The sequence below is a fragment of the Gluconacetobacter azotocaptans genome (genome assembly GCF_014174355.1).
In the GTDB taxonomy this organism is placed as follows: Bacteria; Pseudomonadota; Alphaproteobacteria; order Acetobacterales; family Acetobacteraceae; genus Gluconacetobacter; species Gluconacetobacter azotocaptans.
Genome location: NZ_JABEQF010000008.1, coordinates 22,253 through 40,386, shown reverse-complemented (window position 1 = coordinate 40,386; position 18,134 = coordinate 22,253). Strand labels below are relative to the sequence as shown.

The following is an 18,134-nucleotide window of genomic DNA, read 5'->3' as shown; positions in this document are numbered from 1 at the left end:
CGATCAGCCCTCCGGCCGCAGCATGACCATCAGCCGACCCAGCTTCGGATGGTCGAACACGATCCGCACGGCGGTCTCCCCGATCCCCGGAACATCCTGGAACCACACGCTGCCCAGGATGGGACGGCGGGCCGGGGAGTCTGGTCCCTCCGACCGGCGAAACCCGGCGATCTGCACGTCGCTGAAATCGCAGCGGAACGCCGTGCCGCGATAGGGCTGGCGCGAATCGTCGGGCATCTGCCCGGCACCGACTGTCCGGGCCTCCATGCGCAGCAGGCGCACACCGTCGAACACGATGGCGGACCCGTCGCAGGCATGACGGGTCCGCACCGCCTGTTGCAGCCGCATCAGGGCACTGAGGGAATCCACCGCCGGGGCAAGGTCGTCGGCCGGGATCGGGTCGCGCCCGGTCTCGGGCGGGGTTTGCAGGGCAATCCGCGCGCGGCCGTCGTCATAGGCCATGACCACATGCCGGTCGGCCCCTCGCGAGAAGCCCGCGCTGTCATAGGTCAGCGGCTGGACCCCATCGTCGACGAACCGGCCCGTCGCCTGCGAGGTGATGTTCATATGGAACAGCAGCCCCATCAGGCCGCCGCTCTGCATCGTCGCGCGAATGGCGTACCCCGTGGGCGTCATGCTGTAACGCGCCGAGATCGCCAGCACCCGGAAGCCATGGCTGTACACGGCATAGGTCTGGTCGACCTGCGGCGGCATGTCCGCCGCCAGCACGGGCCCCGCCACCAGGCCGGCGCCCAGTGCCAGGACGCGAACGATCGCCCGGATCATCGCGGGTCCTGTCCTAGACGTCGAGATTGGCCACCTTCAGGGCATTGCCGACGATGAAATCGCGGCGCGGTTCGACCACATCGCCCATCAGGGTCGAGAAGACCTGCGCCGCGTTCTCCACATCGCCGACCTTGACCTGCAACAGGGTCCGCATCGCCGGGTCCAGCGTGGTTTCCCACAGCTGGGCGTCGTTCATCTCGCCCAGCCCCTTGAAGCGGTTGATCGACAGGCCGCGCCGTCCCTGCGCGAGGACGCGGTCGAACAGCGACGCGGGGCCGGTCACCGGCCGGGTCGTGCTGTCCAGGGTCAGTTCCACCGTGCCCGAGAAATCGGCCATCAGCCGCTCCATCCGCTCGGCCAGCCACCGGACCTCGGCACTGCGCAGCGTTGCGGGGTCCAGGCGATAGACCTCGCCCACGCCGCGCACGCTGCGGGCCAGTTCCAGCCCGTCGGCGCTGGCGACGACTTTCCAGCCCCGTTCGTTGGGCAGCGAAACCTCGTCCAGGCGGGCCTGCAGGCTGGCGACCCGGCCCTGGACGACGGCAACGTCGGCATTCAGGGCGCCGGTAATCGCCGCCTGTTCCAGGATCCAGATCGGCGCCCGGACCGACAGGCGCTGCAAGGCGCGCGTCACGTCGCGGATAAAGGCGATTTCGGTCGCCAGTTCGTCGCCGGTGACGACGCGCCCGTCGCCAAGGCGCAGCGACGCATTGGCCAGCGCCTTGTCCAGCAGGTATTTTTCCAGCGCCGCGTCGTCCTTCAGATACCGCTCGTCATTGCCGCGCTTGGCGCGATAGAGCGGCGGCTGCGCGATATAGAGATGCCCCCGTTCGATCAGTTCGGGCATCTGGCGGAAGAAGAAGGTCAGCAGCAGCGTGCGGATGTGCGAGCCGTCGACATCGGCGTCCGTCATGATGACGACGCGGTGATAACGCAGCTTGTCGATGGAAAACCCGCCCTGATCCACGTCGCCGCGCCCGATGCCGGTGCCCAGCGCGGTGATCAGGGTGCCGACCTCGGCCGAACCGAGCATGCGGTCGAATCGCGCGCGCTCCACGTTCAGGATCTTGCCCTTCAGTGGCAGGATGGCCTGGAATTTCCGGTCGCGCCCCTGCTTCGCGGTGCCGCCGGCCGAATCCCCCTCGACGATGAACAGTTCCGAGCGCGCGGGATCGCGTTCCTGGCAATCCGCCAGCTTGCCGGGCAGCGACGAGATGTCGAGCACCCCCTTGCGCCGCGTCAGTTCGCGCGCCCGGCGGGCGGCCTCGCGCGCGGCGGCGGCGTCCATCACCTTGGCGACGATCGCCCGCGCCTCCTTGGGGTGGGTTTCGAACCAGTGCGCGATCATGTCCGACGCCGCCGCGTGCACGACCGGCTGGACCTCGGACGACACCAGCTTGTCCTTGGTCTGGGACGAGAATTTCGGGTCGGGCACCTTGACCGACAGCACCGCCGTCAGGCCCTCGCGCATGTCTTCGCCCACCAGGGCGTGGTTGTCCTTCTTGCTGCTGTTTCCCTCGGCATAACGGCCGACCACGCGGGTCAGCGCCTGCCGGAACCCGGCCAGATGCGACCCGCCGTCGCGCTGGGGGATATTGTTGGTGAAACACAGCATCGTCTCGTGGAAACTGTCGTTCCAGGTCAGCGCGAATTCGACCTTGATGCCGTTCTCGTCATTCTGCAGGCTGCCGGTGATCGGCGGATCGACGATCGCGGCCTTGCCCTGGTCCAGCCATTCGACGAAGGCGGCCAGCCCGCCCTGGTAATGGAAGATGTCCTCGCGCGTCGTGGCGTGACGCTCGTCGCGCAGCACGATCTGCAAGCCGGAATTGAGGAAGGCCAGTTCGCGCACGCGGCGTTCCAGGATGGCGAAATCGAATTCGATCTTCGTAAAGGTCGCGACGCTGGGCTTGAACGTGACCAGCGTGCCGCGCGGCTCGGCGCTGGGGCCGACCACCACCAGCGGGGCGTCGCGTTCGCCGTGGCGGAAGCGAATCATGTGCTCCTGCCCGTTCCGCCAGATCCGGACTTCCATCCATTCCGACAAAGCGTTGACGACGGCAGCGCCCACCCCGTGCAGGCCGCCGGACACCTTGTAGGAATTCTGGTTGAACTTGCCGCCGGCATGCAGCTTGGTCAGCACGACCTCGGCCGCGCTGATGCCCTCGTCGACATGCATGTCGGTGGGAATACCGCGCCCGTTGTCGCGCACCGACACGCTGCCGTCCCCGTTCAGGGTCACGATGCAGCTCGTGGCGAAGCCGGCCTGGGCCTCGTCCACCGCGTTGTCGATGATCTCGAAGCACATATGGTGCAGGCCCGACCCGTCATCGGTGTCGCCGATATACATGCCCGGCCGCTTGCGAACGGCGTCCAGCCCTTTCAGGACCGAGATCGAGGCGGCGTCGTAGTCCGAGTCGTCGGGCGAGATCCCGCTCATCTCCACATCGGGTTTCTGAACGGGATTGGATTGATCGGACATACCGGACGGATGCTCCAGGCAAGAATCTTGGTCGAAGGACAGGATCATACAGGCTTACCGCCCGGCGAACCAGCATCCGCCGGCCGAAATCAGGACACGGGGGGAAACAGGGGGCGCAGTTCATCGTCGCGCGGGGTCACGAACGCAGCAAGGTCGCGCAGGGGCAGGAACTGCTCGGCATCGGTACCAGTCATCAGGACCGTGGTGTCGAAGCTGCCGATGGTCCTGAACAGGGCGTCGCGCCGCGTGCGGTCCAGATGCACCAGCGGCTCGTCCAGCAGGATCATCGGCGCGTCGCCCCGGGTGCGCGCCATCAGGGCCGCATGCGCCAATATCACGCCCAGCAGCAACGCCTTCTGCTGGCCGGTGCTGGCCTGCCCCGCCGCACGGCCGGTCGCCCGGTCCGACAGGGCCAGGTCGGTGCGGTGCGCCCCCGTGCCGCTGCCGCCGCGCGCGGCATCGGCCGGCCGATCGGCAGCCAGGCGCGCACGCAGCCAGTCCTCGACCGCCAAGGCGGGGCGATCACGCAGGCGCTCGGCAATGGCGCAGGCGATGTCCAGCCGGGCGGGGGGAAACCCGTCGGGAACCGCGCTTCCGCCGGCCTCGTTCAGATGCGCCACCAGCGCCAGGCGGGCCGCCGAAGCCGCCACCGCGTGCCGGGCCATCGAATCCTCCAGCGCCGCCAGCCAGGCCGGATCGGCCTGGCCCGTCGCCAGCAGCCTGTTCCGCTGCGCCATCGCCTGGTCGTGGGCGGCCAGTTCGCGCGCGTGTCCCGGTTCCAGCGCCAGCACCAGCCGGTCCAGGAAGCGGCGGCGGCCGGGCAACCCCTCCAGGAACAGGCGATCCATTTGCGGGGTCAGCCAGACGGCGGACAGATGATCGGACAGGCCGGCCTGGCTGCGCAGTGTCTCGCCATCCATCCGGAAGACCCGTCGTTCGGGTCGGGCCGGGTCGCTGCCGGTTGCAATATCGACGGGCAGGGCGGCACCGCTGCCGAACCGTGCGGCGACGCCCCAGGCCGACACGCCATGCCGCACGATCTCCGCATTGCGCGCACCCCGCAGGCCACGCCCGGGCACCAGCAGCGACAGGGCCTCCAGCAAATTGGTCTTGCCGCTGCCGTTTTCGCCCGTCACCACCGCCACAGGCGAAGACGGCCGCCAGACCAGATGGCGGTAATTCCTGAAATCAGTCAGGGCCAGCCGTTCGAGACGCGCCATGGCGACCCTGACGACTCCCGGTCAGAAGCTGTTTGAAAAGTGGGCAGGCCGAGCGAGAGTGCCGCGCAGCGGCACGCCCGGCGTGTGTTTTCGAGCACCGAAGCGGAGCGGCCTTAACGGCCGTGAGCATCGGAGCACAGAAAACGCGCGTCGGATCGCCGGCATACCCATTTTATCAAACAGCTTCTCAGACTCGCATCGGCATCAGGACATACAATGCCGACGGGCTGCCCACGTCGCGCACGATGGTCGGCGCCGAACTGTCCGAGAATGCGAATTCGACATCACGTTCAATCTGGTCCGTGATGTCGTTCAGGTAGCGGGCCTGGAACCCGATCTCCAGCGGATCGGATTCGTAGCTGACGTGATTGTCGTCGAGCTCTTCCTTGGCCGTCCCCTGGTCCGGGCTGACCGCCGACAGGGTCAGCAGGTTGCGGCCGATCGACAGTTTGACGGGGCGCGAACGCTCCTGGCTGATGGCGGCGACGCGAGCCACGGCGTCCGAGAAATCGCGCTTCCCTACCCGCAGGATCTTGTCGTTGCCGCGCGGGATCACGCGGTCATATTCCGGGAAGGTGCCGTCGATCAGCTTCGACGTCAGCGTGACGGTGCCGACGGTGAACTGGATGCGCGTATCCGACAGGGCGACCGTGACGTTCTCGGCCCCCTCGTCCAGCAGCTTGCGCAGTTCGGCGATCGTCTTGCGCGGCACGATGACGCCGGGCATGCCCTCGGCCCCGGGCGGAACCTCGGTTTCGACCCGCGCCAGGCGGTGGCCGTCGGTCGCGACGGCGCGCAGCATGCTGCCGCCCTCGACGGTCGCGACATGCAGATAGATCCCGTTGAGGTAATACCGGGTTTCCTCGGTCGAGATCGCGAAGCGCGTCCGGTCGATCAGGCCCCGCAGCACGGCGGCGGGCATGGTGAAGTGATGCGGCAGGGTGCCGGCCATCATCGACGGGAAATCATCCACGTCCAGCACGTTCAGGCTGGTGGCGTAGCGCCCGGCCCGCAGGGCCAGTGGCGCGTCGCCGCCCGCGTGGTCCAGTTCGATGGCGACGCTGTCCGGAAGCTTGCGGACGATCTCGTACAAGACGGCGGCGGGCGCCGTCACCGCGCCGTTCCGGCTGGTCTCGGCGCCGATTTCCTCGACCACCGCGATTTCCATGTCCGTCGCGGTCAGCGTCAGCCGGCCATCGGCGACGTTGATCAGGACATTGGCCAGGATCGGAATGGTGTTCCGCTTCTCGGCGACACTCTGGATATGGGCGAGCGCCTTGAGCAGTGTCGCGCGGTCAGCCTTCAGCTTCATCGGTACAGAATCTCCTTGCCCGGCATAAACCCGCCCTGGCCAGCCCGACGGGGCATTAGCTCTAGCAGCGCCGGGCGGCCGCGGAAAGGCCCCGCGCGCTCGGCCGCGCCATCAGCTCTCGAGCATGCGCCGCAGAAGCTCGACGTCCTCGGCGAACGCGGTGTCGCGTTCCATCAGCTCGGTGACGCGGGCGACGGCATGCATGACGGTGGTATGGTCGCGATTGCCGAATTTTCGGCCGATTTCCGGCAGCGAGCGGCTGGTCAACTGCTTGGCCAGGTACATTGCCACCTGCCGCGGCCGCGCGACCGCGCGGGCCCGGCGGGCCGACGACATGTCGGTCAGGCGGATATTCCAGTGCTCGGACACCTTGCGCTGGATTTCCTCGATCGTCACCCGGCGGTCGTGGGCCTTGAGGATGTCGTGCAGCACATCCTGCGTCGCCTCAAGCGTCACCGGCCGGCCGAACAGGTTGGCATGCGCGATCAACCGGTTCAGCGCGCCTTCCAGTTCGCGGACGTTGGACGTGATCTTGTGCGCCAGGAATTCCAGCACCTTGCCCGGAACGGCGACACCGGACGCCGCGGCCTTAGATTCCAGAATGGAAATCCGCAACTCGAACGTCGTGGCATGGATGTCGGCCACCATGCCGCAGCCCAGCCGGGTCCGCAGCCGATCCTCCAGCCCCGACAGGTCGGACGGCGACTTGTCGGCCGACACGACGATCTGCCGGCCCGCATCCACCAGGGCGTTGAAGGTGTGGAAGAATTCTTCCTGCGTGTTGTCCTTGCCGATCAGGAACTGCAGATCGTCGATCATCAGCACGTCGACCGACCGAAGCTGCTCCTTGAATTCCATCGTCGATTGCGACCGGATGGCGGCGATGAAGCGGTACATGAACTTCTCGGCCGACATGTAGGCGACCGACACCGCCCCGCCCCGCACCAGTTCCGACCCGATGGCATGCATCAGATGCGTCTTGCCCAGCCCGACGCCGCCATACAGGAACAGCGGGTTGAATCCCGGGCTGGACGGCCGTTCGGCCACCCGGCGCGCGCAGGCATAGGCAAATTCGTTCGGCTTGCCGACGACGAAAGTATCGAAGGTGAAGCGCGGATCGAGCGGCGCCGCCAGATCGTTGCGATTTTCCGGAACCCGGTCCTCGGCCGCCGGCGCAGCCGGTGCAGCGCCCCGATCGTCGGCGCCCGTCGCGACGTCGGCCGCAACCGAGGGCGACGGAGACACGGCCGCCGGGCCATCGGCGCGGGCGACCTGCAATTCCACCCGGCGGATCTCGGGGATTTCGGCATTCCACAGCGTGCTGAGACGATCGCCATATTGGCTGCGCACCCAGTCGCGCAGGAAACGGGTGGGCAGGTTCAGGGTGATCTCGTCCCCATCGACGGGGCCGATCGTGATCTGCTTCAGCCAGGTCCGGTACTCAACCTCGCCCACTTCGGCCTGCAGCCGGGCGCAGATCCGGGTCCAGTGGATATCGAGGATATTCCGGGCCGACCGAGCCTCCGCGACGGCATCATATCCACCCAATTCGCCCGTCATCCCAACTCCCGGCCGTTCGAGGACATGACTGCCCGGTTGCACGGATAATTCCGCACGGTTGTGTCCAGACACCAAGATATCACCCATCGCGCAGCGCCCGCCTTCCGGCAGGCATTCCCGTTCGACAGGCACAGTTTTCCACCTGCCCGACACCCTGCCGGGTGCGGTCACATCGCTTCACCAATCATTACGACAGGAAGACGCGAATAGTAAGTCACGGGCCGGGCGGAGGCAACGAAAAACTGGAGGACCAGCCGCGCCAAACACCCGAAACCCGGCCAGCCAGACTGACAGGAACTTGCGTAATAAAGCAAAAGCCGGGCCCAGCGCCGAAACGCCTGGCCCGACTTTTACTGAATTTTCACCGTCCACAAACCCGTTACTTTCCCCAAGGAAAATAATACCGGGTCGTCAGCCCATCACGCTGCGGCGATCGCCTTGATGCGGGCGGACAGGCGGGAGAGCTTGCGCGCAACGGTGTTGGCGTGAATGACGCCCTTGCCCGATGCCCGCTGCATTTCCGGCTGGGCCTCGCGCAGGGCGTCGGCCGCCTGCTGCTTGTTGCCGGTCGCGATCGCGGTCTCGACCTTCTTGATGAAGGTGCGCATGCGCGAGACGCGTGCCGTGTTGCGCGCGTTGCGGCGCTCGTTCTGACGGATGCGCTTGCGCGCGGATGCGGTATTGGCCATCGTTCTCAGTTCAGCATAAATCAGGTTACGAAGTCCGCCGCCTGACGTGTGCGGACATCCAGATCAGGCTGGCGATCTAGTCCAAGGCTTCATCCCTCGTCAAGACACGTCTTCGCGGAACAATCATTCTTCGTCACCCGGGATCTGGGTCCGGGGGCAGAAGAAGGTCGAGCGTCCGGCCTGGACGATCCGTACCACACCCCCACAGGCCGTCCCGCCCGGGCAATCCGGACACCCCTGTCCGGCGCGGCCGTAGACGCGCCAGGCATGCTGGAAATAGCCCAGCTCCCCATCCGGCCGGACATAGTCGCGCAGGCTTGATCCCCCCGCCGCGATCGCCTCGCGCAGCACGGCGCGGACCGCCCTGACCAGGGCCGCCTCCTCGCGCTCGTCCAGGGTGCAGGCCAGGCGTGCGGGGTGGATCGACGCGCGGAACAGCGACTCCGACACATAGATATTACCCAGGCCCGCCACGACGGCCTGGTCCAGCAGTGCCGCCTTGATCGACGTGCGGCGCCCGGCCAGGACCTTGTGCAGCCAGCGTTGCGAAAACTGGTTTCCCAGTGGCTCGGGGCCGAGGCGGACCAGCAGGCGGTGCCGGTCCTCGTCCGCGGTGGGCATCAGATCGACCGCGCCGAAGCGCCTGGGGTCGATCAGGCCGAATCGCGCGCCGCTTTCCGTCTCGAAGGCCAGGTGCTCGTGCCGCGCCGGGTCGTCCGGCGGCGCATCCCCCGGCCCCGACAGCAGAACGCGCCCGGACATGCCCAGGTGCAGCAGCAGGGTTTCCCCGCGATCCAGCCGCATCAGGATATATTTGGCCCGCCGCCGGAAATCGACGATCCTGGCCCCGGCCAGGCGCGCGGCCAGCCGCTCGGGGAACGGAAAACGCAGCCCGTCCCGCCGGACCATCGCCCGCGCGATCACCTGGCCTTCGAGATGCAATCGCATCCCACGCATCACTGTTTCGACTTCAGGGAGTTCCGGCATGACCGGATCTGAGGTTATATCCTTGGTCCATGACCGACAATACCATCCAGCCCCCGTTTGCGGACTCCGCAATGCCCCATCCCGCCCACGCGGACACCACCGATTTCGGCTTCCGCGACGTTCCGATCGCCGAAAAGAAACCGATGGTCCGCGCCGTCTTCGACAGCGTGGCCTCGCGGTACGACATCATGAACGACGTCATGTCGCTGGGCATCCATCGGGCCTGGAAGAAGATCTTCATCACGGAACTGGGCGCCCATGCGGACCTGACCCTGCTGGATCTGGCCGGGGGAACGGGCGATATCTCGTTCGGCTGGCTGCGGGCCGGCGGCGGCCAGGCGATCCTGTCGGACATCAATGCCAACATGCTGGCCGTCGGCCGCGGCCGCGCGCTGGAACGCGGCCTGATTTCCAGCCTGCGCTTCGCCGTGATGGACGCCGAGGCCATCCCCCTGCCCGACCGCTCGGTCGACCGGGTGTCCATCGCATTCGGCCTGCGCAACTGCACCGACAAGGACGCGGTCCTGCGCGAGGCGCGGCGCGTCCTGCGTCCGGGCGGGCGGTTTCTCTGCCTCGAATTCTCGCGCGTGCAGGTGGCGGCGCTGTCGCCGGTCTATGATGCATGGTCCTTCCAGGTGCTGCCCCGGATGGGGGCCGCGATCGCCGGCGACCGCGAAAGCTACCAGTACCTCGCCGAAAGCATCCGCATGTTCCCCGACCAGGAGACCCTGGCCGGCATGATGCGCGACGCGGGGCTGGAACATGTCTCGTACCGCAATCTGTCGGGCGGGATCGCGGCCATCCATTCGGGCTGGCGGATCTGACCGTGACGCCGCACGCCCCCGCACCCGACGGGCGGTCAGTCCTGCTGATCGTCTGCGGGGGCATTGCGGCCTATAAAAGCCTGGAACTGATTCGCCTGCTGACGGCGCGGGGCGTGCGCGTGCGCGTGGTGCTGACGGCGGCCGGCGCGCAATTCGTGACCCCGCTCAGCCTCCAGGCCCTGACGGGCGAGCGCGTCTTTTCCGACCTGTTTTCCCTGACCGACGAAAGCGAGATGGGGCATATCGTCCTGTCGCGCGCTTGCGACCTTCTGGTGGTATGCCCGGCGACGGCGGACATCCTGGCCCGGATGGCGGTCGGAATGGCCGACGACCTGGCCACCACGCTGCTGCTGGCGACCGACAAGCCGGTCATGGTCGCACCGGCGATGAACGTGCGGATGTGGGACCACCCGGCCACGCAGGCCAACATGGCGACCCTGCGGGCCCGCGGGGTAGCGGTGGTGGGGCCGGAGGTCGGCCTGATGGCCTGCAACGAGACCGGACCCGGACGGCTGGCCGAACCGCCCACGCTGGCCGATGCCATCTTCCGGCATCTGGACCACGGCGCCGCGGCCGGGCCCTCTCTCGCCGGGCGCCATGCCCTTGTCACCGCCGGGCCGACGCATGAGCCGATCGACCCGGTGCGCTACCTGGCCAACCGCTCGTCCGGCCGCCAGGGCTATGCCATCGCCGCCGCGCTGGCCGCGCGTGGCGCGCGCGTCACCCTGGTCAGTGGCCCGGTGGATCTGCCGCCGCCGCCGGGCATCGACGTGCGGCGGGTCGAAACCGCCACCCAGATGCTGGCGGCGTGCCGGGCCGCCCTGCCCTGCGATATCGCCGTCTGCACCGCCGCCGTCGCCGACTGGCACGTCGCCAACCCCACCGACCGCAAGATGAAGAAGGCCCCGGGAGCCACCGCCCCCGTCCTGACCCTGGCGCCCAACCCGGATATCCTGGCGCACCTTGCCGCCGCCGGGCCGGCGCGCCCGGCCCTGGTGGTCGGCTTCGCGGCCGAAACCCATGACCTGGAGCGGTACGCGGCGGCGAAGCGCGTGGCGAAGGGATGCGACTGGATCGTCGCGAACGACGTGCGGCCCGAAACCGGTATCATGGGTGGCGCGGAAAACGAGATCGTCCTGATCTCCGCCGACGGCTCCGAACGCTGGCCCAGACTGACGAAAGAGGCCGTGGCGCAGCGCCTGGCGCAACGGATCGCCGAATATTTTTCCCCCGACCGGAGTCCCGCATGACCGCCCCCACCGTCCCTGTCGCCGTCCGACGCCTGCCCCATGCCGAGGGCTTGCCCCTGCCGACCTATGCGACGGCCGGTGCCGCGGGCATGGATTTCCTGGCCGCGGTCGCCTCGCCCGTCATCGTCGCGCCAGGCACCCGCGTCCTGGTCCCGACCGGCCTGTGCATCGCCCTGCCGGCGGGATATGAACTGCAGGTCCGCCCGCGTTCGGGACTGGCCCTGAAGCACGGGATCACCCTGCCCAACACGCCCGGTACGATCGACGAGGATTATCGCGGGGAAATCGGCATCATCCTGCTGAATACCGGCACCGAGGCGGTGACGATCGAGCGCGGCATGCGCATCGCCCAGGGCGTGCTGGCCCCCGTCGTCCGCGCCGGCTGGCACGAGGTCGGGACACTGGATGAAACGGCGCGCTCGGGCGGCGGATTCGGCAGCACGGGAACGGCGGCCCCCGCAGCCTGAGGCCAGGCGCGCCGCCAATAGAGCAGGAAAGTTAGGTTCATGACGGCGAGCACGCTCCCCGCCCAGACGTCCCGCCAGGGCCGCCCCAACCTGTTCGACCTCGCCGCCCTGCTGTGCCTCATGGGGCTGGCCGTCCTGCTGGCCTCGGCCGGCCGCCACATGCTGGCGCCCCTGTCCGCGCCCAACGCGGCGACCATCCATCTGGACCCCTCCTGGCTGCCCGGATATGCCGTGCGGACTACGCTGCGCATGTTCGCGGCCCTGATGGCCTCCCTGCTGTTCACCTTCACCTACGCCGTCTGGGCGGCCAAGAGCCGCCGCGCGGGGCTGATCCTGATCCCGGTGCTGGACGTGCTGCAATCCGTCCCGATCCTGGGGTTCCTGACCTTCACGGTCGTGTTCTTCATGGGGTTGTTCCCCGGCCAGGTCATGGGGGCCGAACTGGCGGCGATCTTCACGATCTTCACCAGCCAGGCCTGGAACATGGCCTTCAGCATGTATCAGTCCCTACGCAGCATCCCGCCCGACCTGGAGGAAGTGGCGCGCGGGTTCCGCCTGACATCCTGGCAGAAATTCTGGCGGCTGGAGGTCCCGTTCGCGGTGCCCGGGCTGGTGTGGAACGCCATGATATCGATGTCGGGCGGCTGGTTCATGGTGGTGTATTCCGAGACGATCACCGTCGGGAATACCGACGTCCTGCTGCCCGGTATCGGGTCGTATGTCGGCACCGCCATCGCCCAGCGCAACCTGTGGGCGGTGCTTTACGCCATCGTCACGATGCTGGTGGTCATCTTGGGATACGACCAGCTGGTCTTCCGCCCGCTGGTCGCGTGGTCGTCGCGTTTCGCCACCTCGACGATCGACGTGCGCTCGGGCGGCGACCCCTGGATGCTGGTGCTGCTGCGCCGCACCGCCCTGCTGCGGCGGGTGACGGATTCGATCGGCAACGGGCTGACGGCGATCGGCGGCCTGCCGCTGGGGCGGCGCCCGTCGGATGCCCGCCGCCCCAAATTGCGGGTGCCCGAACGCGTGAAGGACGCGGGGTGGGCCACGTTGCTGACCGGACTCTGCGCCGTCGCGGCCTGGCAGGTCTGGCAGTACGTCCACGCCACGTTCCCGCTGGCCGAGATCTGGCATGTCATCGGCCTGGGCGGGCTGACCCTGATCCGGGTGATCGCGATGGTGCTGCTGGCCTCGCTGATCTGGGTGCCGGCGGGGGTATGGCTTGGGCTGGACGCAACGCGGGCCCGCCGCACGCAGTTCGTCGCGCAGTTCATGGCGGCCTTTCCCGCCAACCTGTTCTTCCCGATCTTCGTGGTGGTCATCGTTCATTTCCACTTGGCCAGCGACATCTGGCTGACGCCGCTGATGATCCTTGGAACGCAGTGGTACATCCTGTTCAACGTGGTGGCCGGGGCGGCGTCCTACCCCGCCGACCTGCTGGAGGTCGCACGCAGCCTGCATGTGGGCGGGCGCCTGTGGTGGCTGCGGGTGATCCTGCCCGGCATCGTCCCCTATTACATCACCGGGGCGATCGCGGCATCGGGCGGCGCCTGGAACGCCGCCATCGCCGCCGAGGTCGCCAACTGGGGCGATGTCCATCTGGCGGCCCACGGGCTGGGCGCCTACATCGCCCACGCCACCCTGCGCGGCGATACCGCGCATGTCGGGCTGGGCATGACGGTCATGGCCGCCTTCGTCCTGCTGTTCAACCGCGCGATCTGGCGTCCGCTTGCCGAATATGCCCGTCGCCATTTCACCTTCAGCTGAGGCCCCACGTGATGCCCCATGCGATGCCCCTGGCCGCCGCCGCACCCGCCGGCCAGGAACATGACGAACTGATCCGTATCGTCGGCTGCCGGCAGGCCTATCACAAGGAAAGCGCGGCCGACCTGGTGGTGCTGGACGACGTGCACCTGACCTTGCGATCCGGCGAGATCGTCGGGTTGCTGGGGCGTTCGGGGTCCGGCAAATCCACCCTGCTGCGCATCATCGCGGGCCTGCTGCCGCCGACATCGGGCGAGGTCTTGTGGAAGGGGCGCGAACTTGACGGCCCCGCGCCGGGCATCGCGATGGTCTTCCAGTCCTTCGCGCTGTTCCCCTGGTTGACCGTGCAGAAGAATGTCGAACTGGGGCTGGAGGCAAAGGGCGTGCCGGCGGCCGAGCGCGAACGCCTGGCCGAAAACGCCATCGACCTGATCGGCCTGGGCGGATACGAAAACGCCTATCCAAAGGAATTGTCGGGCGGCATGCGCCAGCGTGTCGGCCTGGCCCGGGCGCTGGTCGTGCATCCCGACCTGCTGCTGATGGACGAACCATTCTCGGCGCTGGACGTGCTGACGGCGGAAAACCTGCGCACCGACCTGATCGAACTGTGGGCCGAACGCCGCCTGCCCATCAAATCGGTGCTGCTGGTGACGCACAATATCGAGGAGGCGGTGCTGATGTGCGACCGCATCCTGGTCTTTTCGTCCAATCCGGGACGGGTGGCGCATGAACTGATGGTGCCGTTCGCCCATCCCCGCAATCGCGAGGACCCCGCCTTCCGGCAGGTGGTGGACCGGATCTACGCGCTGATGACCCGTCGCGCGCCCATCGTCTCGGAAGCCGAACTGCCCGGCGAGGAAGGCCCCCTGCCGGTCCCGGTGGCCCAGATCGCCCTGCCCTCGCTGCCTATCAACACCATGGTGGGCATGATGGAGACACTGGCGGCCGATCCGCTGGACGGGCGGGCGGACCTGCCGCTGCTGGCGTCGCGGCTGCAACTGGAGCTGGACGACCTGTTTCCGCTGGGCGAATCGCTGCAACTTCTGGAATTCGCCGAACTGGAAGACGGCGACATCATCCTGACACAGGAAGGCGCCCGCTTCGTCCAGAGCACACATGACGAACGCAAGCACATCCTGTGGCACAGCCTGCTGCACAATATTCCGCTGGTCCGCACGATCCGCGCCGTCCTGGACGAACGGCCGAACCATCGTGCCAGCGCCGAACGCTTCCGCGACGAACTGGAGGACAGCATGTCCCCCGACTACGCCAAGCAGACGCTGCAGACGCTGATCGGCTGGTCCCGCTACGCCGAATTGTTCGATTTCGACGAGGAAGCCGATCAGTTGTTCCTGGACGAGGAAACCTCGTAGACGCGACGCGCCCCGCCGGTCAGCGGCGCGCCAGCGCCAGCCGGTCGTGGAACAGGCGCCGCACCTTCGCGACCTTCGGCGAGATCACGGCGACGCAGTAACCGCGTTCCGGATGTTTGGCGAAATAATCGTGATGATAGGGCTCGGCCTCGTAGAACCGCTCCAGCGGACGGATCTCGGTAACGATCGGGTCGGGCCACAGGCCGGAAGCCGCGATTTCGTCCCGCACGGCGCGGGCGGCGCGTTCCTGCGCCGCATCCGTGCAGAAGATCACCGAACGATACTGGGTGCCGACATCCGCACCCTGCCGGTCCGGCGTCGTCGGGTCATGCAGGGTGAAGAAGATCCGCAGCAGGTCCGCATAGGGCAGAATGTCCGGATCGAACCCCACCCGGACGATTTCGGCATGTCCCGTCCGGCCTGTGCAGACGTCCTCGTACGTCGGGTCCGGCCGGATGCCGCCGGCATAACCCGGCGCCAGGTCCAGCACCCCGTCCAGTTCCCGCAGCATCGCCTCGATGCACCAGAAACATCCCCCGCCCAGATAGGCGACATCCCGGCGGGACGCGCCGTGCGTCGTATGGTCCGTCATCCGAATCCCCCGTCCCGATCATCTGGCCCGTCCATCAACATGTGATGGCGCGCACCGGATTAAAAGAGAAGTGATGGTGACGAATGCCCCCTCGATCAGGCGATGCGGGCCAGGGCTGCATCCAGCCGGGCGCGCTCGCCCTGCTGCTGGGCCAGGCGGTCGCGATTTTCCTCGACGACCTCAGGCTTGGCACGCGCGATGAAATCCGCGTTGCCCAGCTTGCGCTCGACCTTCGCGATTTCGTCGTCGATTTTCCGGCGCTCCTTTTCCAGGCGCTGGCGCTCCTGCGACAAATCGATGATCCCGGCCAGCGGAATAACCAGCGTCGCCTCGTCCACCACCAGCTGCGCCGCGCCCTGCGGCATCTCGCCCGCCAGCACCGTGACCTCGGACACCCGGGCCATGCGGCCGATCGCCTCGGCCCAGCGTCCGGCCCGCTCCACCGTCGCCGGCGCGGCGTCACGCAGCAGCACGGGCGCCAGGCGCGACGGCGGCACGTTCATTTCGGCGCGCACGGTACGAATCGCCGAAATGAACCGCACGACCCAGTCCAGTTCGGCGGCAGCCTCCTCGGCGCCATCCGGGCGGACGGCTTCGGGCCATGCGGTGGCCATCAGGCTGCCGGGCACGCCGAACCCGAACTGCGCCCACAGGTCGTCGGTGACGAACGGCATCACCGGCTGGAGTATCCGCAGGATCACGCCCAGCACATGGGCCGCGACCGCGCGGATTTCCGCCGCCTGCGCCGCATCGTCGCCATTGAACACGGGCTTGGCGAATTCCAGGAACCAGTCGCAGAAGCAATTCCAGACGAAGCGGTAGCAGGTCGCCGCATATTCATCGAAACGGAAGGACTCCAGCGCCGCATTGGCCTCGACGGTCGCGCGCGCGGCCTCGTCCAGGATCCAGCGGCCGAGCGCCGACGTCGCGTCCTGGGGGCGGAAGCCGTCGACCGGCTTCACCCCGTTCATCTCGCAGAACCGCGCGGCATTCCAGATCTTGGTGACGAAGGAGCGATGTTCCTCGATCCGCTTCTGCCCCAGCTTGACGTCGCGGCCCAGGCCGGTCAGCGCGCAGATCGTAAAGCGCATGGCATCGGCGCCGTACTGGTCGATCATCTCCAGCGGGTCGATGCCGTTGCCCTTGCTCTTGGACATCTTCTGGCCGCGCTCGTCGCGGACCAGCCCGTGGATGAAGACCTTGCGGAACGGCACGTCGTCCATGAAATGCAGGCCCATCATCATCATCCGGGCCACCCAGAAGAAGATGATGTCGAATCCCGTCACCAGCACGTCGGTCGGGTAGTAGCGCGCCAGGTCCGCCGTGCGCTCCGGCCAGCCCAGCGTGGAAAACGGCCAGAGAGCCGAGGAGAACCACGTGTCCAGCACGTCCTCGTCCCGGCTCAGGGCCTCGTCGCAGCCATAATGCGCCTGGGCCTGCGCCTGGGCATCGGCCTCGTCCCGCGCCACGAAGACATGTCCGTCCGGGCCGTACCAGGCCGGAATACGGTGTCCCCACCAGAGCTGCCGGCTGATGCACCAGGGCTGGATTTCACGCATCCAGGCGAAGAACGTGTTTTCCCACTGCTGCGGCACGAACTGCACGCGGCCGGTCTCCACCGCCGCGATCGCCGGGCCGGCCAGGGTCGCAGCATCGCAATACCACTGGGTGGTCAGGCGGGGTTCGACCACCGCCCCGCTGCGCTCGGCATGCGGGATCTGGTTGCGGTGCGGCTCGATCTTCTCCAGCCAGCCCAGGCGGTCCAGTTCCTCGACCATGGCCTTGCGCGCCTGGTCGCGCGGCAGGCCGTCCAGCCCCCGCACGAACTGCGGATCCGCCAGCCCGTCCTCGACCCGCAGATCGCCCTCGATCTCGGCCAGCGTGATGCGGGCGTCGGCGTCCAGCACGGTGGGCATCGCCAGATTGTGGCGGCGTCCGACCTCGAAATCGTTGAAATCGTGCGCGGGCGTGATCTTGACCGCGCCGCTGCCCTTTTCAGGGTCCGAATGCGTGTCCGCGACGACGGGGATGCGCCGGCCCGTCAGCGGCAGGACCAGCGACCGGCCGATCAGGTCGGCATAGCGTTCGTCCTCGGGATGCACGGCAACCGCCATGTCGCCCAGCATCGTCTCGGGCCGGGTGGTCGCCACGGTGATGGTGCGGCCCGGCTCGCCCTCGACGGGATAGCGGATGTACCACAGGCTGCCCTGGATTTCGCGATTCTCGACCTCCAGATCCGAAATCGCGGACCGGAAGGCCGGGTCCCAGTTCACCAGCCGCCGGTCCCGGTAGATCAGCCCCTGGCGATACAGGGTGACGAAGACCTCGCGCACGGACTGCGACAGGCCGTCGTCCATGGTGAAGCGTTCACGCGGCCAGTCCAGCGAGGCCCCCAGCCGGCGCAACTGCGTCGTGATGCCGCCGCCCGATTCCGCCTTCCATTGCCACACGCGCTGCTCGAACGCCTCGCGGCCCATCGCCTGGCGCGAGGTACCTTCCTTCTGCAAGGTGCGTTCGACCACCATCTGCGTCGCGATGCCGGCATGGTCGGTGCCCGGCTGCCACAGGGTGTCGCGCCCCTGCATGCGCCGCCAGCGGATCAACGTGTCCTGCAACGTCATGGTCAGCGCGTGGCCGACATGCAGCGTGCCGGTCACGTTCGGCGGCGGGATCATGATCGTATAGGGCTGGGCGTCGCTGCCCGGATCGGCGGCGAACGCGCCATTCCGTTCCCAGAGCGCATATAATGTCGGTTCGATCTCGCCGGGCGAGAAAGACTTGTTCAGCATCGCGAAAGCCAGACCTAACTTGATGAATAGCCGGCG

14 protein-coding genes are annotated in these 18,134 nt (G+C 67.6%); 5 read left to right on the top strand and 9 right to left on the bottom strand.

The annotated features are described in order from the left end of the window. Positions 1-3 precede the first annotated feature (3 nt). From HLH34_RS11950 to mutM, 7 genes are all read right to left on the bottom strand, one after another. A complete protein-coding gene (locus HLH34_RS11950) occupies positions 4-786 on the bottom strand; it encodes a DUF3108 domain-containing protein (protein ID WP_183119814.1) in 783 nt (260 codons plus the stop codon). A gap of 13 nt (positions 787-799) precedes the next feature. After that, a complete protein-coding gene (gene gyrB / locus HLH34_RS11945; RefSeq protein WP_183119813.1) occupies positions 800-3,226 on the bottom strand; it encodes a DNA topoisomerase (ATP-hydrolyzing) subunit B in 2,427 nt (808 codons plus the stop codon). A 131-nt stretch (positions 3,227-3,357) separates the two neighbouring features. Next, positions 3,358-4,488: a DNA replication/repair protein RecF gene (recF, locus tag HLH34_RS11940; RefSeq protein ID WP_183119812.1), complete on the bottom strand. Its 1,131-nt coding sequence runs from the start codon at positions 4,486-4,488 to the stop codon at positions 3,358-3,360. Between the two features lie 187 nt (positions 4,489-4,675). Continuing rightward, the gene (dnaN, locus tag HLH34_RS11935; protein ID WP_183119811.1) at positions 4,676-5,800 is read right to left on the bottom strand and encodes a DNA polymerase III subunit beta; all 1,125 of its coding nucleotides are present in this window, start codon (positions 5,798-5,800) and stop codon (positions 4,676-4,678) included. Between the two features lie 111 nt (positions 5,801-5,911). Continuing rightward, a complete protein-coding gene (gene dnaA / locus HLH34_RS11930; protein ID WP_183119810.1) occupies positions 5,912-7,360 on the bottom strand; it encodes a chromosomal replication initiator protein DnaA in 1,449 nt (482 codons plus the stop codon). 419 nt (positions 7,361-7,779) lie between these two features. Then, positions 7,780-8,049 carry a 30S ribosomal protein S20 gene (rpsT, locus tag HLH34_RS11925; RefSeq protein ID WP_183119809.1) on the bottom strand — a complete coding sequence of 90 codons (270 nt, stop codon included), beginning with the start codon at positions 8,047-8,049 and terminating at the stop codon, positions 7,780-7,782. 123 nt (positions 8,050-8,172) lie between these two features. Continuing rightward, positions 8,173-9,036 carry a bifunctional DNA-formamidopyrimidine glycosylase/DNA-(apurinic or apyrimidinic site) lyase gene (gene mutM / locus HLH34_RS11920; RefSeq protein WP_183119808.1) on the bottom strand — a complete coding sequence of 288 codons (864 nt, stop codon included), beginning with the start codon at positions 9,034-9,036 and terminating at the stop codon, positions 8,173-8,175. A gap of 29 nt (positions 9,037-9,065) precedes the next feature. Here mutM and HLH34_RS11915 point away from each other — a divergent pair, with 29 nt between their 5' ends. Genes HLH34_RS11915 through HLH34_RS11895 form a run of 5 tightly spaced genes read left to right on the top strand, consistent with a single transcriptional unit; the run spans position 9,066 to position 14,717 of the window. Beyond that, positions 9,066-9,860, top strand: coding sequence for a class I SAM-dependent methyltransferase (locus tag HLH34_RS11915; RefSeq protein WP_183119807.1), 795 nt, complete (start codon positions 9,066-9,068; stop codon positions 9,858-9,860). 2 nt (positions 9,861-9,862) lie between these two features. After that, positions 9,863-11,110, top strand: coding sequence for a bifunctional phosphopantothenoylcysteine decarboxylase/phosphopantothenate--cysteine ligase CoaBC (gene coaBC / locus HLH34_RS11910; RefSeq protein WP_183119806.1), 1,248 nt, complete (start codon positions 9,863-9,865; stop codon positions 11,108-11,110). After that, positions 11,107-11,577, top strand: a complete 471-nt coding sequence (gene dut / locus HLH34_RS11905; protein WP_183119805.1) for a dUTP diphosphatase — start codon at positions 11,107-11,109, stop codon at positions 11,575-11,577. Before coaBC ends, dut begins: the two co-directional genes overlap by 4 nt. 39 nt (positions 11,578-11,616) lie before the next feature. Further along, a complete protein-coding gene (locus HLH34_RS11900) occupies positions 11,617-13,347 on the top strand; it encodes an ABC transporter permease (RefSeq protein ID WP_183119804.1) in 1,731 nt (576 codons plus the stop codon). Between the two features lie 11 nt (positions 13,348-13,358). Then, positions 13,359-14,717 carry an ABC transporter ATP-binding protein gene (locus HLH34_RS11895; RefSeq protein WP_244959908.1) on the top strand — a complete coding sequence of 453 codons (1,359 nt, stop codon included), beginning with the start codon at positions 13,359-13,361 and terminating at the stop codon, positions 14,715-14,717. A 19-nt stretch (positions 14,718-14,736) separates the two neighbouring features. Here HLH34_RS11895 and msrA read toward each other — a convergent pair whose 3' ends face one another. Both msrA and HLH34_RS11885 read right to left on the bottom strand, forming a co-directional pair. Continuing rightward, positions 14,737-15,309: a peptide-methionine (S)-S-oxide reductase MsrA gene (gene msrA, locus HLH34_RS11890; protein WP_183119803.1), complete on the bottom strand. Its 573-nt coding sequence runs from the start codon at positions 15,307-15,309 to the stop codon at positions 14,737-14,739. 95 nt (positions 15,310-15,404) lie between these two features. Then, a complete protein-coding gene (locus tag HLH34_RS11885; protein ID WP_183119802.1) occupies positions 15,405-18,098 on the bottom strand; it encodes a valine--tRNA ligase in 2,694 nt (897 codons plus the stop codon). Positions 18,099-18,134 lie beyond the last annotated feature (36 nt).

What these genes read in the sequence shown, in the direction of transcription:
- HLH34_RS11950 (WP_183119814.1), bottom strand. Translation starts at nt 786, where the DNA reads ATGATCCGGGCGATCGTTCGCGTCCTGGCACTGGGCGCCGGCCTGGTG.
- gyrB (WP_183119813.1), bottom strand. Translation starts at nt 3,226, where the DNA reads ATGAGCGGGATCTCGCCCGACGACTCGGACTACGACGCCGCCTCGATC.
- mutM (WP_183119808.1), bottom strand. Translation starts at nt 9,036, where the DNA reads ATGCCGGAACTCCCTGAAGTCGAAACAGTGATGCGTGGGATGCGATTG.
- rpsT (WP_183119809.1), bottom strand. Translation starts at nt 8,049, where the DNA reads ATGGCCAATACCGCATCCGCGCGCAAGCGCATCCGTCAGAACGAGCGC.
- dut (WP_183119805.1), top strand. Translation starts at nt 11,107, where the DNA reads ATGACCGCCCCCACCGTCCCTGTCGCCGTCCGACGCCTGCCCCATGCC.
- HLH34_RS11895 (WP_244959908.1), top strand. Translation starts at nt 13,359, where the DNA reads ATGCCCCATGCGATGCCCCTGGCCGCCGCCGCACCCGCCGGCCAGGAA.
- HLH34_RS11900 (WP_183119804.1), top strand. Translation starts at nt 11,617, where the DNA reads ATGACGGCGAGCACGCTCCCCGCCCAGACGTCCCGCCAGGGCCGCCCC.
- HLH34_RS11915 (WP_183119807.1), top strand. Translation starts at nt 9,066, where the DNA reads ATGACCGACAATACCATCCAGCCCCCGTTTGCGGACTCCGCAATGCCC.
- HLH34_RS11885 (WP_183119802.1), bottom strand. Translation starts at nt 18,098, where the DNA reads ATGCTGAACAAGTCTTTCTCGCCCGGCGAGATCGAACCGACATTATAT.
- dnaA (WP_183119810.1), bottom strand. Translation starts at nt 7,360, where the DNA reads ATGACGGGCGAATTGGGTGGATATGATGCCGTCGCGGAGGCTCGGTCG.
- msrA (WP_183119803.1), bottom strand. Translation starts at nt 15,309, where the DNA reads ATGACGGACCATACGACGCACGGCGCGTCCCGCCGGGATGTCGCCTAT.
- dnaN (WP_183119811.1), bottom strand. Translation starts at nt 5,800, where the DNA reads ATGAAGCTGAAGGCTGACCGCGCGACACTGCTCAAGGCGCTCGCCCAT.
- recF (WP_183119812.1), bottom strand. Translation starts at nt 4,488, where the DNA reads ATGGCGCGTCTCGAACGGCTGGCCCTGACTGATTTCAGGAATTACCGC.